Source organism: Haladaptatus sp. DJG-WS-42 (assembly GCF_037198285.1).
Taxonomy (GTDB): Archaea; Halobacteriota; Halobacteria; order Halobacteriales; family Halococcaceae; genus QDMS2.
This window is the reverse complement of sequence record NZ_CP147243.1, coordinates 1,982,673-1,997,978: the sequence shown is the minus strand read 5'-3', so window position 1 is coordinate 1,997,978 and position 15,306 is coordinate 1,982,673. Positions and strand designations below refer to the sequence as shown.

General features: G+C 60.0%; 14 protein-coding genes. 7 read left to right on the top strand and 7 right to left on the bottom strand.

Annotated features, from left to right (window positions below; translation table 11 throughout):
* Positions 1–218: 218 nt before the first annotated feature.
* Both V5N47_RS10840 and V5N47_RS10835 read left to right on the top strand, forming a co-directional pair.
* A complete protein-coding gene (locus tag V5N47_RS10840) occupies positions 219–368 on the top strand; it encodes a hypothetical protein (RefSeq protein WP_338727478.1) in 150 nt (49 codons plus the stop codon).
* Positions 369–743: 375 nt separating this feature from the next.
* A complete protein-coding gene (locus V5N47_RS10835; protein ID WP_338727477.1) occupies positions 744–1,166 on the top strand; it encodes a helix-turn-helix domain-containing protein in 423 nt (140 codons plus the stop codon).
* A gap of 567 nt (positions 1,167–1,733) precedes the next feature.
* Here V5N47_RS10835 and V5N47_RS10830 read toward each other — a convergent pair.
* Both V5N47_RS10830 and V5N47_RS10825 read right to left on the bottom strand, forming a co-directional pair.
* The gene (locus V5N47_RS10830) at positions 1,734–2,507 is read right to left on the bottom strand and encodes an IclR family transcriptional regulator (protein WP_338727476.1); all 774 of its coding nucleotides are present in this window, start codon (positions 2,505–2,507) and stop codon (positions 1,734–1,736) included.
* 77 nt (positions 2,508–2,584) lie between these two features.
* Positions 2,585–3,481, bottom strand: coding sequence for a VOC family protein (locus V5N47_RS10825; RefSeq protein WP_338727475.1), 897 nt, complete (start codon positions 3,479–3,481; stop codon positions 2,585–2,587).
* A gap of 106 nt (positions 3,482–3,587) precedes the next feature.
* Here V5N47_RS10825 and V5N47_RS10820 point away from each other — a divergent pair, with 106 nt between their 5' ends.
* On the top strand, positions 3,588–4,406 hold the full coding sequence (locus V5N47_RS10820) for an NAD(P)-binding domain-containing protein (RefSeq protein ID WP_338727474.1): 819 nt from the start codon (positions 3,588–3,590) through the stop codon (positions 4,404–4,406).
* 35 nt (positions 4,407–4,441) lie between these two features.
* Here V5N47_RS10820 and V5N47_RS10815 read toward each other — a convergent pair whose 3' ends face one another.
* Complete coding sequence (locus V5N47_RS10815) at positions 4,442–5,266, bottom strand: aspartate dehydrogenase (RefSeq protein WP_338727472.1); 825 nt, start codon at positions 5,264–5,266, stop codon at positions 4,442–4,444.
* Between the two features lie 176 nt (positions 5,267–5,442).
* Here V5N47_RS10815 and V5N47_RS10810 point away from each other — a divergent pair, with 176 nt between their 5' ends.
* The 3 genes from V5N47_RS10810 to V5N47_RS10800 all read left to right on the top strand — a co-directional run bounded on the left by V5N47_RS10810 (position 5,443) and on the right by V5N47_RS10800 (position 9,286).
* Complete coding sequence (locus V5N47_RS10810; protein WP_338727470.1) at positions 5,443–6,522, top strand: hypothetical protein; 1,080 nt, start codon at positions 5,443–5,445, stop codon at positions 6,520–6,522.
* 120 nt (positions 6,523–6,642) lie between these two features.
* Positions 6,643–8,304, top strand: coding sequence for a thiamine pyrophosphate-binding protein (locus V5N47_RS10805; protein WP_338727469.1), 1,662 nt, complete (start codon positions 6,643–6,645; stop codon positions 8,302–8,304).
* Positions 8,305–8,383: 79 nt separating this feature from the next.
* Entirely contained in the window at positions 8,384–9,286 is a 903-nt protein-coding gene (locus tag V5N47_RS10800; RefSeq protein WP_338727467.1) for a hypothetical protein, read from the top strand.
* 25 nt (positions 9,287–9,311) lie between these two features.
* On the opposite strand, the gene V5N47_RS10795 is transcribed toward V5N47_RS10800, so the two are convergent.
* Positions 9,312–9,896 (bottom strand): UbiX family flavin prenyltransferase, encoded by a 585-nt coding sequence (locus V5N47_RS10795; RefSeq protein WP_338727465.1) that lies wholly within the window; start codon positions 9,894–9,896, stop codon positions 9,312–9,314.
* Positions 9,897–10,178: 282 nt separating this feature from the next.
* Between V5N47_RS10795 and V5N47_RS10790 the strand changes: the two genes are divergently transcribed.
* Positions 10,179–11,318, top strand: a complete 1,140-nt coding sequence (locus V5N47_RS10790; RefSeq protein ID WP_338727463.1) for an MFS transporter — start codon at positions 10,179–10,181, stop codon at positions 11,316–11,318.
* A gap of 19 nt (positions 11,319–11,337) precedes the next feature.
* Here V5N47_RS10790 and V5N47_RS10785 read toward each other — a convergent pair whose 3' ends face one another.
* The 3 genes from V5N47_RS10785 to V5N47_RS10775 are packed head-to-tail and all read right to left on the bottom strand — an operon-like array spanning position 11,338 to position 15,109.
* Entirely contained in the window at positions 11,338–13,746 is a 2,409-nt protein-coding gene (locus V5N47_RS10785; RefSeq protein WP_338727461.1) for a xanthine dehydrogenase family protein molybdopterin-binding subunit, read from the bottom strand.
* Complete coding sequence (locus V5N47_RS10780) at positions 13,743–14,240, bottom strand: (2Fe-2S)-binding protein (RefSeq protein ID WP_338727459.1); 498 nt, start codon at positions 14,238–14,240, stop codon at positions 13,743–13,745. Before V5N47_RS10780 ends, V5N47_RS10785 begins: the two co-directional genes overlap by 4 nt.
* The gene (locus tag V5N47_RS10775) at positions 14,237–15,109 is read right to left on the bottom strand and encodes a xanthine dehydrogenase family protein subunit M (RefSeq protein ID WP_338727457.1); all 873 of its coding nucleotides are present in this window, start codon (positions 15,107–15,109) and stop codon (positions 14,237–14,239) included. Before V5N47_RS10775 ends, V5N47_RS10780 begins: the two co-directional genes overlap by 4 nt.
* Positions 15,110–15,306: the final 197 nt, after the last annotated feature.

The following is a 15,306-nucleotide window of genomic DNA, read 5'->3' as shown; positions in this document are numbered from 1 at the left end:
AAGCCGTATCTGGTAGGGGATTGGACGGTTGTTGACGGCCACCAATACTGGCGCCAGTGGCGTCGTGATGCGGTGCAGTCTCGCCACGGGTCGCCCATATCGCCCCCAGTCATTCCACCTTTTTTAGGCAACAGAATTTCACTCAACTGGCCGATAGAAATGTTTATCAGCTAACATATCTCCCCTCCATTGACGTGGCTTTAGTTGGGGAAAACACAATGCAAGAATCAACCCAAACCCATTCGATTGCACCGCTTCAGACCACGATACTGAGCCCACGACTCATCACGCTCTTGCTGCTTCTCGCAGCACTGGTCGTGATGATCACCGGCAACGCCGCCGCGATGGAAACGTTCCACGTGATCTGAGACCGTTCACAGAACAGACACACGACGGGAACAGAATGGTACTTGAACTCCTGTTCCTGTTCGTCGTGTGGGTGACCGCGTTCGGATTGCTGATACTCATTCCATGGGCAGTCATCCATACGGTGGCAGGAGCGTTCGAAACAGTTGAACCGAAGGCATATCGACCGTCGGTTACAATCCCGAAAGCGGCTACACGACCGCGAGTCGAGGATGACAGTCTCCTCGCTGAGACTGAAGTGTGACTGACTAGTTATGTCGCCTCTATATATTAGTAGGCAAGATTCTGGGAGCAAAGACACCAGCACATAGCACACAACCTTGCGTGAGCGACGCAGAAACCAATAAAACTATTTACTCGAAAATATATCCGTACCTATGGAGCATCTCGACAGGATTTCGATGGCGGACTTGCACCGGGCCCTCGAGGAGGTCGAGGGGAAGAAGCCAACCCAACGGCTGCTGGCCGCAATTGCGTACAAAAACGGCGTTACCCAGACCGAACTCGCCGACTGGTACGGCGTCGAACGCAGGACTATCTACGCGTGGCTCAAGCGCCTCGAACACGGGTCGCTCACAGACGCAGTCACCGACGAGCATCGGAGCGGGCGCCCCCGAAAGCTCACAGACGACCAGCGAGTCACACTAGAGCGAGCGTTACAAGCGACACCGGCAACCGCGGGCTACGATGCGGGTGAGTGGACGCCACCGCTTGTCCAACAGTTCATCGAAGACTCGTTCGACGTCGCGTATTCGATCCCGAGCTGTCGGCGATTTATGAACGAAGCAAGAGACAGATAGCAACAGCAGCGACACGGTTCGGGTTCGGCTCACCCTCGCGCACGATTTGAAGCAGTACCAGCGAACCACGCATTGAGCGTGGGATTCGATACGCTCTGCATGACAGTTCCGTTGTTGCTAGCTACCCTTCGATACACCGCCTTTTTCGCCAGAGCGGATGATTGTAATTTTTCTATAAAATGGGAAGAGATAGATGGGCAATTAATTATAATTTAATTGCCCGTGATACTGAGCCGATTGGGCACCAATTTCGGAGTTAACGAGAAACTAGTTGCTAGTGACCGAGCACTGAGGAGTCTCATTCTCTAACGGTTTCGCCAGCATTCTATAACAACCGTACTTTTGTTATGGCACCGAACTCTCATGGGATGAGGCCGCGCACCTCGTTCACTAATACTGAACCGACAGGATGGCACAAACAGCGGAGATTGTCCTGTATTACAGCGAAACACTGCCAATTCAGGCAGAAACGCGGTGTTTTCTATTATAAAACAGTGAGATACAAACGGGTAATGCCACCTTAATTAAAAACCGAATGGTGGGAGAACCGAGCACCACAAGCAGACATTACGAGGGGAGACGCAAGTTGAACGTGAGTTCTTCGGCCACACCGAGGAGGTGGTTTGCCATCTCTATCGCTCGTTCGTTGGAAAATCGTCGTGGTGGACCGGCAATGCTCAGCGCCCCGAGGACGTGACCATCGTTTAGTTTCAACGGGACGCCGATTGCATGGACGCCCTTTACGTGCTCTTCGCGGTCGAATGCGTACCCCTTCTCTCTGATTTCGGCTAGCTCTGAGCGCAGTTTATCAGGGTCAGTTATCGTCTTGCTCGTCTTCGGTGGAAGGCCGTGGCGTTCGATCAACTCCTCGACTCGCTCGGGTGACATCGCCGCAAGGATGGTTTTCCCCGCGGTGAAATGATGGAGCTTCAACCGCGACCCGATGCGTAACTCCGTCTGGATTGCGTGTGCCCCCTCCTCTCGAATCGCAATCACACCAACGCCGTGTTCTTCGATTGCGAACTGACAGAGCTCTTCCGTATTCTGGGCGATTTCGCTCACTCTGGCTTTCACCGGATGATACCAGCGGTTGTTCGTGAGTGCGTACCCACCGTGGTCGAGGAACCGAAAGCCAACGCGGTACACGTCGTCTTCACGGACGAGGTAGCCAAGGCGTTCGAGCGTCGTCAGGTGGTTGTGGGCCGTACTCTTTGCGACGCCGAGTTCCGTGGCTACCTCCGTGACACCGGCACCACCACGGTCTTGGATCGTCTGGACGACGGTGAACGCCACATCGACGGACTTCACCGGAACCCCACGTCCCTGGTTTCCATCTTGCATATACAATATAGGCTGTAACGACTCTTTACTGTTCGGTATCGGTGAACATGTCAAAAAATATGTATTTAGTGGAAGGCCTACATGCCTTCTTTCATCGACTCTGGCAGCGCAATCCCACCCCATGCGGCGACGACGTTCTCGCGCTCGCTCGCGGCCGTATGGATGTACGTCGGTGTATCCTCGTCAACGGTCGCCATCTCGGCGGTGATTTCAAAGCGGTTTCCACCCGGTTCGCGGAAATACGCGAACAGGTTGTCGCCGAAGTAGTGGCGGTTCATCCCCATCTCCAAGGGATATCCGTGACGGGCGAGATTGTCGGCGAACAGTTTCATGTGGTCAAAGCTCGAAAACGTCCAGGCGAGGTGAAACAAATTCCACGCGTCGTTGTCGGACTGGATAAGCCCAACGTCGTGGTGATACGCACCGAATCGAGTGAACGCGAGCCCCCATTCCCCGGAGGGCTGTTCGGCCGCGTCAGAGATGCGAAAGCCAAGTGCGTCGCGGAGGAATTCAGCGTCTCGTTTCGGACTTGACGTTGCCAGCGTGATGTGGTCTAAATCAACCGGCCCACAGTCGGTTTTCGATGCGCCACCTTCAGTGACGTGAGCGTACCGTCGCTTCGGAACGACGACGAATTCCATCGAGACACCACTCGGGAGCGTGAAACGAAGTCCCGCATCCTGCCCCGGTTCGGTTCCGTCGTGGCGCGCCGTCGATATCCCTCGCGCTACTAACCGCTCAGCGTAGTCGTCAAGGACGCTTTCGTCAGAAACCCGAATCGCAAAGTGCTCGACACCGGTTCCGCCCTCCTCGACAGCGAGGTCGTAGTGTTCGTCGATACCGGTTCCAAGATACACTCTCCCGTCCAGCCGAGAGAGTTCTACCAGCCCCATCACGTCGGTGTAGAAAACGACTGCTTCGGGCAGGTTCGTGACGCGAAGGGTCGCGTGTTCTAGCTTTTGAGCACCACTCATCGAACTTCATAGTATGTAAATCTTACACATACCTATAGTTATCGACTGGTACACGCAAACGTGACTTGGCGGTAGAGTATTACCGGTTCGTGATGAAGTATGACCAATGACGGAAACGGTCGGAATCATCGGACTGGGGAGTCTCGGCGCGCTCATGGCACGGGCGTTCTCCGAGGAAGGGTTCGATGTCGTCGGCTTCGACGTTGACGACAAGCGAGTTGCAGACGTTGTGGGAGGGCCGATACGACCCGCGTCCTCGCCCGCAGCCGTGGCCAAAGAGAGCGACGTTGTCGTGGTCGTCGTTGGAACGAGCGAACAGGTCGAATCCGTGCTGTTCGGGCCGGACGGGGTCACAACTGGGGCAACCGGCACCGTCACCGTCGCAATCACAAGCACGGTTCATCCCAACGCCTGCACCGACTGGGCGACCCGCTTTGAATCCTCTGGTGACCTCGTGGACGCGCCGATTGCCCGCGGGCCGCTGATTCCCGACCGAGGGGCAGTCGCCCTCTTTGGCGGGCCTGACACCGTCGTAGCGCGGCTCACCCCGATGTTTGAGGCCGCCATCGGCGCGACCGTTCATCTCGGGCGGGTCGGCGCTGGGCAGTGCGGGAAATTAGTCAACAATCAACTCTTTTGGACGTGTCACCTCGCAAACGTGGAGGCAGTTCGAGTCGCCAAAGCCTTCGGTATCGAATCAGAGGTGTTGCTCGACGCACTCACCCGCGGTTCTGGGGATAACTACGCGCTCCATCGCTGGGGCGCAGTCTCGGACGACTGGGTGGCTGACGACCTCGACAAAACGCTGGCCCTCGCCGGAGCACTCGGACTCAACGTGCCGCTCACCGAAAAAGTCCGTGAGTTGTACGACGGAATCGAACTGAATCAGGCGTGGCGTCTTCTTGACGACGCAGAGAGCCAGTAGGCCGACGAGCAGACAAACCCCGTAAGGGCGGAATCTCACGTACCAACGCGAACGGTGGCTTCCAAACTGCGGAGTTTTTCGATAGCCGAGAGGGCAGCGAGATAGCTGGTTTTCGGGTTGGTCGGTGACGGCACGTTTCTCACCTCGGTGTGAATCTCACCCACCGTACCGGTCGCGTCGATTCGGTGGACGTTGGTCTCCTCGGTTGGGTCGGCAATGATGCGAACGCGCGTCTTATCGGGGCCGATTCCCGCGAGACTGAGCGCCATTGCGACGTTGATATTCGAAGGAAACGCCTTCGCGGCGACGGTCGCAACGCCCTCAAACACGACCCGCGGGTCGGTAAGCCCCGAAAGGTCAATGTCGTTCTCTACGAGATACGGCGCACCCGCAAGTCCAGCGGGAGGCTTCGTCGTGGTCAACGAAACCGTGTCGAGACCATCCGTGAGCGCCGCTGCTTTCACGGCATCGAGTCCGGCGATTGCGCCAGAGGGAATGTGAATCGTTGCCCCGGAGCGGTCTGCGGTTTCGAAGAGGCGTCTCCTGAGCGGTGCATCGGCCAATGCCCCCACGCTCAACACCAAGAGGTCACGTCCCTGTGCCAAAACCGGGACGCCGATTTGGGCCACCGCGGCTTGGCTCGCAGCCTCGACCACGAGGTCAACCTCGGCGACCAGTTCCGCCACCGTTTCAACGCGCATCGGCGGGTCGGCATCGAATCGCTCGATGAGGGCAGCGCACCGTTCGCCGCCCGGATCGAGCACGCAGGCGAGGCGACAGTCAAGCGTCCCGTCGAGAATCGCAGTCGAGAGTTCCGTACCAATGGTTCCACAGCCGACTAAGCCAATACGAAGTGACATACTGCTGTACTCGCCGCTCGAATGGATAGGAATTTCGCTCACCTCGAAATGCCGGGTAATTGCCGTTAGACCGGCGTTACGGCGGATAGTTCGCGCCAGAAAATTGGCTTAGAAACAATAGTGTGCCAACATGAGACATAATCTTTAGATAAGTATACCACCATTTATAGGTCATAATGGTCGAGACAGGGCTGTTAGTGCCGCTATTCGCTCGGCAGATGGAACACTGTAAGGTACAAGCCGACGAAACGGTTGCCGTCGTAACAGACGTGATGAGTCCGCGAGAGTACGTCGGAGCGTGTTTTGCGGGTGCGGAACTACTCGGTGCCGATGTCTTCGAAATCAAAGTGCCCGAATACGGTCGCAACGAAGTCGGCTCCGAACTTACCGGTGGACAGGGCGGAACGCTTCGCCTCTCGCGTGGCCCGGTCGAGGCGTGCAAGGCGGCGGACATGGTGTTCGATTTCACCCTCGAAGGGTTCATCCACGTCCCAGAACGCGGCGAGATTCGAGGGGCGGGAACACGCATTCTCCGCGTCGGTGCGCGCGAACCGTTCTACCTCCGGCGGCTGATGCCGTGGTCTGCGGCAGACGCCGCCGCGGTCAAAGAACGGGTCCAGCGCCACGCTGAGATGCTTGCGAACGCGACGGAGATGCAAGTCACGTCCGAGTACGGCACCGACGTCACGATGCAGGTTCGTTCCGACACCGCATTCGACTCCTATGGATTCGTTGATGAGCCAGGGAAGTGGGACGTGTGGGGCCAACAGATGGTGTCGAACTATCCAACCGAGGTGAACGGAACTGTCGTCATCGCCCCCGGCGACTACAACGTCGTCCCGTTCAGCGATTACATCCAAAGCGAGGTCGAGTGCGTCATCGAGGATAGCATGATCGTCAAAATCAACGGTGACGGCGGCGACGCCGAGTTGATGCGCGGACACATGGCGAGTTACGACGACGCGGACGTGTACGCGACGAGTCACTTCGGTTGGGGACTGAATCCCAATGGAACGTTCTACGACATGGCAATCCACGACCGCAAACCCGACGTGACGGGCGTCAGTGCCAACGAAGGGCGCGTCTGGGAAGGGAACATGCTCTGGAGCACCGGCCCGAACGTTCACGACAAGCGCTACACGAACTGCCACTACGACATCGCATTGAAGAACTGTTCGGTCTATCTCGACGGCGACGCCGTCGTCGAGAAAGGTGAGGTCGTCCGCGAATCGCTCGTGGCTCCGGCCGACGACTAAACCCGTTTCAGCCGCCGAATCGACGACCGTGAAATCGGCGTTCTGAGTGGGCACTGCCCCGGGTAGGTGTCTTCACACAAACTGGTAGCTTTTTGAGCACCCACATGGTAACATACAGCAATGGCAACAGGAGGAGACGCCGTTGCGCGCGTGCTTGCTGAAAACGGCGTCACACACGTGTTCACCCTGCTCGGGAATCAGACGGTAAGCATCGCCCAGGGGCTCACAACGCGCGGTGTGGCGGTCATCACCGCCCGCCACGAGTACAACGCAGCGGTCATGGCAGACACGTACGGTCGGTTGACCGGCGACCCGGGGGTCGTTCTCACGGTTGCCGGGCCGGGAGGGACGAACGCGCTGACCGGGATTGCACAGGCGTACGCCGCGATGTCGCCCGTCCTCTGCATCAGCGCGGTGCTCCCCGAGACGGCGCCACCCGAGTCGCTGCACGGAGTTGACGACCCACACCTCCTCGCGCACGTGTTCGACGACGCCACCAAGTGGAGCACGCAGGTACACGACGCGACACGCCTCCCCGAAACGCTCAATCGCGCGTTTGACGTCGCAACGAGTGGCCGACCCGGGCCGGTTTTCGTCGGCATTGACGAGGAGATTCTCATGGGCGAGGTCGAACTCCCCGAGTCACGCTTTGCGTGGACGCACCACGACGACGCCCCGGTCGCACCGGACACGGTGGTGACGGCGCTGAATGCGCTCCGTGGACGAAACCGGCGCGTCCTGTACGTCGGCAAGGGCGTCTCGCGAGCGTTCGCGGGCGATATCGTGGTGGACATCGCGGAGGCACTCGACTGTCCCGTCGTCTGTCCGCGCCATTACCCCGATTCCTTCCCGAACGACCATCGTCTGTACGCAGGGAGCGTCGGAATGGCCGACCATCCGGCTGCCAGTGTGGCGCTCAGAACTGCCGAGACGGTGCTCTCGCTCGGCGTCCGCGTGGACTCTCACGAAGCCGCCGTTCTTGACGACCGCACGCCCGACGAAGCGGAACTCGTGTTTTTCGCAACTGGCCCGCGAGAACCGACTCGTATTCCGGCATTCGCCGTCGTCTCTGGTGACCTCCACACCACGCTTCGCGTTGCCCGCGATGAGCTACAGCGTGACCCCGGCGAGACGGCTACCGAGTACCGTGAGAACGTTCTCGCGGAGGCTGAGCGCGTTCGAGACGCGATTGCTGACTACTACGAGGCGGTTCGTGAACAGGTGCCGATTCACCCGCTCTTCGTCCTCCAGACGCTTCGAGCGGTCGCTGATGACGATGTCATTGTCACCGGAGACGCCGGCGCGGCGGGCGGTGCCTGGCCGAACGACGCATTCGAGTTTCGAGCCGTCAATTCGTTCCAACACTCGCGGCTGTACGATTCGATGGGTTTTCCGGTGCCCGCGGGCAACGCCGCGAAACTCGTCTTCCCCGACCGACAGGTCGTCAACCTCGTCGGTGACGGGGGCATGCTGATGTGCGTGATGGAGCTTGCGACGGCAGTCGAGACGGACACGAACGCCGTGACGGTGGTGTTGAACGACGCGAAGTACGGGATGATTTGGAACTACCAGCGTAGCCGCGGCTACGAGGAGGTTGGGACGACAAATCCGCCCATCGATTTCGCCGCCATCGCAAGGGGTTTTGGCGTGAACGGCGTCCGCGTCGAGACCCCGGAAGCGTTCCGCCCTGCACTGGAAGACGCACTCACAGCAGACCGACACACCGTCCTCGATGTGGTCATCGACCCCGAAGCCGCGTACGTCTCTCGGAAGGTGTGGTGAGTCACCGTCGCGGCCGCCATTCTCGCTCGGAGCCGAGTTCAGCCAAAGGATATTATACTGGTTTGTCCTTCACTCAGGTATGGCACCGATGGAGCCAACGCCCCTAGACATCACCCTCGAAGCCATCAACTACGTCGCAGAAGACGGGCAAACGTTCGACGGGTTTCAGCTAACCAGTGAACGCACCACGTTGGAAGGTCAGAAAACGGGGATTGTGTTCCTGCACGGATTACGGGGTTCTGCCCTCAGTGGCGGAATCGCAGCCGTCGCCCACGCCCTTGCGAGGAAGGGGGCGTACTGTCTAACGGTGAATAAACGAAACAGTGGCAAGCTGTACGAACGCTCGATATTCGACGAAATCGACCGGGACATCCATGGTGCGGTGGCGTTTCTCCGCGACCGAGGCTGCGATGAAATCATCCTCTGGGGGCGGAGCCTCGCCGCGACGGAGGTCGCCTACTACCAAGGAACGCGAAAAGACGCAGACGTGACGGCCGTTGTACTCGCAGCCCCGTTTGCCGACATCCGTGAACGGACGACGCGCTCGTATTTCGATGCGGTTTCAGACGACGCAGCGGCCGCGTACGAGTCGTTCGTCGAGAACGCACGGAGCCTCGTTGAATCCGGCCGTGGGACCGAACTCGTTGCGCTTCCCCGACCGGTCGGCGGAACGGTCGAGTACATCCCCATGACGGCGACGTCGTTTCTCTCCTACCGCGCGCCGGAAAGCGCCTGTTCCACCATTGAGTGGACGCCGCACATCGACGTGCCCATCCTCCTGCTCCCCCACGACAGCGAGGATAAGAGAATGGTAGAGGAGGCAAACGAAATTGCCCTGACGGCAACCCAGTCCAGTGTGGTCGAAATCCATCCCATCGAGGCAGACCACTTTTTCACGGGTGCAGAGCGTGAAGTCGCAGCCCGCACCGCAGATTTCGTGGTGCGACTTCGCTCGAACCAACGCCGACGATTCCCGGACTGAGCGTGAGACGCGCTCTCGCTCGGGTTTACGAATCGGTCGTCGAAGCTCCAGAGAGGCCGTGCCATTCCTCGATTTCGATGCCCACGCCGAGCAGGTTGAGCGCCCGAGCGACGGTTCGTCGCGTGGTCTCCTCGACGCGGTTCGTGCCCTGATAGTACGACGGGAACGGTGGCATGATGATTCCCCCCGCATCCGTGACCGCCAGCATGTTTTGCAAGTGAATTCGGTTGAACGGTTTTTCTCGTGGCATCACGACCAGCGGCCGTCGTTCTTTGAGCGTGACGTCGGCCGCCCGCGTCACCAGATTTCCGGTGTTGCCGTGGGCGATGTTCGAGAGCGTTTTCATCGAGCACGGTGCGACGAGCATGCCCGCGGTCTCGAACGACCCGCTCGCAATTGACGCACCGATATCCCGGTTCTGGTAGGACGTAGTGGCGAGGGCGATGACCTCCTGTGGGGTGGCAGAAAGTTCCTGTTTCAGCGTCACCGCGCCGGCCTCGGAGAGGACAAGATGGGATTCGTACGCAGTGTCCCGGAGCAGTTCGAGCGCCGACACTCCAAAAATCTGCCCGGTGGCACCCGTCATCCCGACGATGATTCGTTTTGCCATGCTAGCATATATCGTTTGTTTGGTGGTTATACGTTCCGTCGAGCCGACACGCTTGCGCACAGGTTACTTGCGTTTAGACAGTCTCAGGCGGACATCGTACCCACGCGCCACCACCGAATTATCGAAAGACAGCCCTCGATTTCGCGGGCGATGGAAGCAGCGTCACCGCAATCCGTATCTCCCCTCGAGTAATGACTAGAATCAATGGAGCAGGCTGAGTCCCAGCGATCTCTCTCGTATGTCTCGTTGGTCTCCGATAAGCGGCTGATCTCGATTATGATAATGACGTTTATCGCAACCACTGGGACGAACGTCGTCTCGCCAGCGCTCCCGGCGCTTGGCTCTGCGCTCACGCTCTCTGAGGCGCAACTCGGCCTCATCATCACCGTCTACACCCTGCCAGCTATTTTCATCTCACCCATCATGGGAACGCTCGCAGACCGCTATGGCCGCCGCCCAGTCGTCCTCCCGTCGCTCCTCCTGTTCGGTGTGAGCGGAACGGCCATTGCGTTCGTGGACAGTTTTCAGCTCATCTTGCTGTTTCGACTCTTCCAGGGTATTGCCTTCGCTGGCATCATGCCGCTCACGATTACGCTCATCGGCGACTATTACAGTGGCGAGTGGGGGTCTGCCGCCCAAGGGTTCAGAGCGAGCGCGAACGGCGTCAACCAAATCATCATCTTTCCGATTGCGGGCTTCCTCGCGGGCATCCTCTGGCAGTACGCATTTTTGTTGTACGCCTCTGCGTTTCTCGCGTTCGTCATCGTCTATTTCTATCTCCCTCCGGTCGAATTAGAGCGGGTGTCCCACCTCTCGGTTGGTTGGAACTGGTTCTCACGAACCCGATTCGCGCAATTTATCTCGAATTCAAGCGAGGTGATGAACCTCACCGTGACGATGCTCGTCTTGGGCGGCTTCGTCCGCTTCGTCTTCATGTTCGGAATCCTCACGTTCCTCCCGCTGTTCGTCGTTCGTGAACTCGGTGGGAGTCCGGCCGCCGCCGGGTCGGTACTGGCCCTCCTCAGCGTCCGCGTTGTCATCTCGCCCTTTGCGAATCAGCTTCTCCGCATGTTCAACAGACTGACCGCGTTGGCCGTCCTGTTCATTGGCTTGTCCGTTGGCACCGCGCTCATCCCGTTTGCGCCGTCCGTGCTGTGGCTCGCCGGGCTCATCGTCCTCTGGTCGGTCGTCGATTCGCTGTTGGGGCCAATTCTGGCCGATGCGGTCGCAAACTCCGTCGAAGCCTCCTACCGGGCCCGCGTTGTCAGCGTGTTCCAAATCTCAAAGAACCTCGGCAAAACCATCACCCCCGTCGCACTCGGATTGCTCCTCGCCGTCTCGAATTTCACGGTTATTTTCGCCGTGATGGGGCTGTCCGCGCTCGTCTACGGCGTACTCCTCGCAGTTCTCGTCAGAACGTAACACCGGCCCCACACGCCAGTTAGGCCACGCCTTCGTCAATGAGGCGGACGAGCAGCTGGTCTGGCGTGATGGGAAGCGTACAGAAGCGGAGCCCGGTCGCGTCGTAAATCGCGTTGGCAATCGCCGCGGTGACCGGGAGGAGCGAACTCTCACCCACGCCGCGTTGACCGAAGTGCGTCGCTGGGTCCGGCGACTCAACCTCGCTGATGTTGGAAATCATGGGCACGTCAACGCTCGTCGGGAGGTGATAATCCACGAGTGTCCCGTTCTGGAGGATGCCGGTTTCGTCGTACGCCATCCGCTCTAAGAGCGCGTCACCGATTGCGTGGGCGATACAGCCGTGGACTTGCCCCTCCACGAGCGACGGGTTGATGACCCGCCCGAGGTCTTCTGATACCGCAACGTCGATAACTGCGACATCACCCGTTCCCGGGTCGATTTCGACCAGTACGGCCAACGCGCCGTGCGTGTAGGAGTGGCCGAGATTCCCGTGGTTCGTCTCGGGGTCGAGGGTGGTTGCAACCTGCGTTTCGAACACCGCCTGCCCCTGTAACACCACGCCGTCACGGAAGGCGGCCGGGCGGCTCTCGCGCCCGCCGAACAGCGCCCACCGGACGAACGCCTCGATGTCAAGCCCGTTTTCGGGGTTCTCGCGCTCGAAGATGCGGTCGTCTGCAAGGGCAATTGCAGCCTCATCAACACCGAGCCGATGGGCGGCGAGCGTGACAATCGTCTCTTTCAGTTGTTCGGCAGCCATGGCCGCTGCAGACCCCGCGAACACGATTCCCCGGTCTGCCCACACTCCCAAGTCGTAAGGCGTGCTGTCGGTGTCGCCCACGACCGGCGTGACCCGCTCGACCGAGACGCCGAGCGTTTCGGCGACGATTTGGGCGATTCCCGTCTCCGTGCCCTGCCCGATGCTCGCAATGCCGGTGCGCACCGTGACCCTGCCGTTTACGTCCATCTGCACGGTCGCCTGAGAGAGGTCGAATCCGAGCGAGTTGCGGTTTCCGTTGCGCTTGACGAGGGCGGCGAAGCCGACGCCGCGGAGCTTCCCGTCGTCGGTGCGATACCCGCCCGTGTGTGCGTCCCAGTCGATCATCTCGCGAACGCGCCGCACGCACTCGGGGAGGTCGATGTTCTGCCAGAGCAGCCCCGTCGGCGTCCGAATGGGCATCTCGTCTTTGGTCACGATGTTCTTGAGACGAAGCTCGATTGGGTCCATCCCGAGGGCGGCCGCGGCCATGTCCACCAACTGCTCGCGGACGAAGGTGAACTGCGGGTCACCGAACCCCCGCACCGCGGTGGACGGCATGAGGTTGGTGTACACCACTTTCGCGGTCGCACGCTGATTCGGAATCAGGTACGGACCGTCGATGTTCGTCATCGGGTTGAGCGCGACGTTCAGCCCGAATCCGACGCGTGCGCCCGTGTTCTGTACCATGTCCACGGTCATGCCGACCAGTCTCCCGTCGCTGGTCGCCGCGAGTTTCGCGTCGAACGATTCGTCGGCTCGGCCGCGGCCGACCTGCATGTCTTCGAGCCGGTCTAAGACGATTTTGACTGGCCGTTCGAGGTGGCGTGCGAGCGCGGCGGCGCACACTTCGTGTGTGAGCGACTCGATTTTGACGCCGAACGCGCCGCCAACGTCGGGAACCTTACAGACGATGTCTCCTGACTCAATGCCGACGAGCGCGTTTGCGAGGGTCGTGACGAACAGGTGGGGTGCTTGATTCGGCGTCCATATCGTCAGTGTGCCGGTTCCGGGGTTGTAGTCTGCGACGCATCCGTGGGGTTCGAGCGGACACGGGTTCGTCTTGTTGGTCTGGAACGATTCCTCGATGATGATGTCGGCGGTTTTGAACGCGTCTTCTACGTCCCCGGCCTGAACCGTGTACTCCCGGACGAGGTTGCCAACGACACCCGACTCCTCGTCTGCGGCGAGTTCCGGGTGGACGAGCGGTGCGCCTTCTGCGAGTGCGTCTTCGGCTGTGGTCACCACATCGAGTTTCTCGTACTCGACGCGGACACGGTCTGCCGCCTCAATCGCAGTGTTGCGGTCTTCGGCGACGACGAGGGCGATTTCGTCGCCGACGTATCGCGCGATATCCGTGACCAGTGCCTCCTCGTCTCGAACCTGGACGCCAAAGCGCTCGACGTACGGGTCGATGTCCGCAGCAGTCCAGACGAGTACCACGCCGTCCATCGCGGCGACCTCGCTCGTATCGACAGCCGTCACCCTCGCATGGGCGTATTGGCTCCGGACGAACCGGCCGTGGAGCATCCCGGGAAGTGAGATGTCATCGACGTATGTGCCGTGGCCCGTAACCAGCTTTCGCCCGAGTTTGCTGGGGACACGCGCACCGATGACCGATGCCGTGTCGCGCTCTGTCGCCCGTTCGTGGGACGTCAGTTCCGACCGGCTCACGAGTCGTCACCCCGCATTCGATCAGCGGCGTCAAGCACGCTTTCGACAATTTTCGTGTAGCCAGTACACCGGCAGATGTTCCCGGTTAGTCCGTGGCGTACCTCGTCCACTGAGGGAGCGTCGTTCTCGTCTACGAGCGCGATGGCCGCGAGCACGAAGCCGGGCGTACAGTAGCCACACTGCATGCCGTGATTGTCGAGAAAGGCCTGTTGCATGGCGGTCAGGTGGCCATCGGTTGCGAGGCCTTCGACCGTCGTGACCTCGTGGCCATTGGCCTGCGCCGCGAGCATATTGCACGACTTGACCGAGCGGCCATCGACCAGCACGGTACACGCGCCACACTTCACCGTCTCACACCCTCGATGGACTCCCGTGAGTCGTCGGTACTCCCGGAGGTACTCAGAGAGCGTCGTCCGTGCGGGAATCGTCTCCGTGACCGCCTGTCCGTTGAGGGTCATCGTCACCGCGACCGACGGATTGGGTTCAGACATCATGCGAGTACGGCCTCTGTTGCCCGGTTTACGGCCGTCGTCAACGCCCGTTCTGTGAGCGTCCGGACGAGTTCGCGCTTGAACCGCACGCTCCCCTCAGCATCCTCGATTGGGTTCGAGTCATCCCGAACGATCGCGGCCACTCGTTCGAGTAACTGGGCGTCCGGTCGCTCGTCTACGAGCAGGGCTTCTGCGTCCGCAAAGCGCGTCGGACCGAATTCGACCGCGCCCGTCACGATGCGGGCATCGGTGACCGTCCCATCATCGAATTCGACGAACGCCCCGACCGTGGCGACCGGATACGCCCCCTCGCTTATCTCCCACTTCTCGTAGGCCGCCCCCTGCCCGTCCGTGAGGATGGGGAATCTGACCTCGGTGATGAGCTGCGTTGGTTCGAGTTCGGTCTCGAACAGTCCGGCGAAGAATCCGTCTCCCTCGAACACGGTTTCGCCCGTAGCGTCGGTTGCGACGATGTCGGCGTTCAATAGCGTCGCCAGCACCGGCGGGTCGCCTGCGGGGTCGGCCTGCGCGAGCGAGCCACATATCGTCCCGCGATTTCGAATCTGTACGTCCCCGATACCCCCGGCGACTTCCGCGAGGACGAGACAGTTGTCTCGGACCGTCGCAGAGCGCGCAACGTCAGCGTGGCGCACGAGACAGCCAATGGCGAGGTGGTCCCCGTCGACGTGGAGGTGGTCGCATCCGGAGAGGTTGTTAATGTCGATGATGACCTCGGGGGAAGCCATGCCTAACCGAAGCACGGGGAGCAAACTCTGGCCGCCAGCAAGCACGGTTGCGCGGCCCCTGTAAGTCGCTAACAGCTCGCACACCCCCTCGACAGACGATGGACTACAGTACGCAAAATCTTTCATATACCTTATACAATACCTCGATTCCAATTATAGTTTTCTCAGGCGGTACACGGAGTATCCTCCGCCAGCGGGCGTTTTGCGCTCACCTGCCGCATAATCTTAAAGAGGACTGCGAGAAAATCTCTAGCGAACAGCAATGAAGACCACAGCGTCTCTCAGACCGACCTGTGCGCCAGTCGGAAACCCGCACACTCGCC

Coding starts and splice junctions, on each gene's coding strand:
- V5N47_RS10775 (WP_338727457.1), bottom strand. CDS start 15,109: ATGAAAGATTTTGCGTACTGTAGTCCATCGTCTGTCGAGGGGGTGTGC.
- V5N47_RS10795 (WP_338727465.1), bottom strand. CDS start 9,896: ATGGCAAAACGAATCATCGTCGGGATGACGGGTGCCACCGGGCAGATT.
- V5N47_RS10815 (WP_338727472.1), bottom strand. CDS start 5,266: ATGTCACTTCGTATTGGCTTAGTCGGCTGTGGAACCATTGGTACGGAA.
- V5N47_RS10805 (WP_338727469.1), top strand. CDS start 6,643: ATGGCAACAGGAGGAGACGCCGTTGCGCGCGTGCTTGCTGAAAACGGC.
- V5N47_RS10790 (WP_338727463.1), top strand. CDS start 10,179: ATGACGTTTATCGCAACCACTGGGACGAACGTCGTCTCGCCAGCGCTC.
- V5N47_RS10830 (WP_338727476.1), bottom strand. CDS start 2,507: ATGCAAGATGGAAACCAGGGACGTGGGGTTCCGGTGAAGTCCGTCGAT.
- V5N47_RS10810 (WP_338727470.1), top strand. CDS start 5,443: ATGGTCGAGACAGGGCTGTTAGTGCCGCTATTCGCTCGGCAGATGGAA.
- V5N47_RS10800 (WP_338727467.1), top strand. CDS start 8,384: ATGGCACCGATGGAGCCAACGCCCCTAGACATCACCCTCGAAGCCATC.
- V5N47_RS10840 (WP_338727478.1), top strand. CDS start 219: ATGCAAGAATCAACCCAAACCCATTCGATTGCACCGCTTCAGACCACG.
- V5N47_RS10820 (WP_338727474.1), top strand. CDS start 3,588: ATGACGGAAACGGTCGGAATCATCGGACTGGGGAGTCTCGGCGCGCTC.
- V5N47_RS10780 (WP_338727459.1), bottom strand. CDS start 14,240: ATGATGTCTGAACCCAATCCGTCGGTCGCGGTGACGATGACCCTCAAC.
- V5N47_RS10835 (WP_338727477.1), top strand. CDS start 744: ATGGAGCATCTCGACAGGATTTCGATGGCGGACTTGCACCGGGCCCTC.
- V5N47_RS10825 (WP_338727475.1), bottom strand. CDS start 3,481: ATGAGTGGTGCTCAAAAGCTAGAACACGCGACCCTTCGCGTCACGAAC.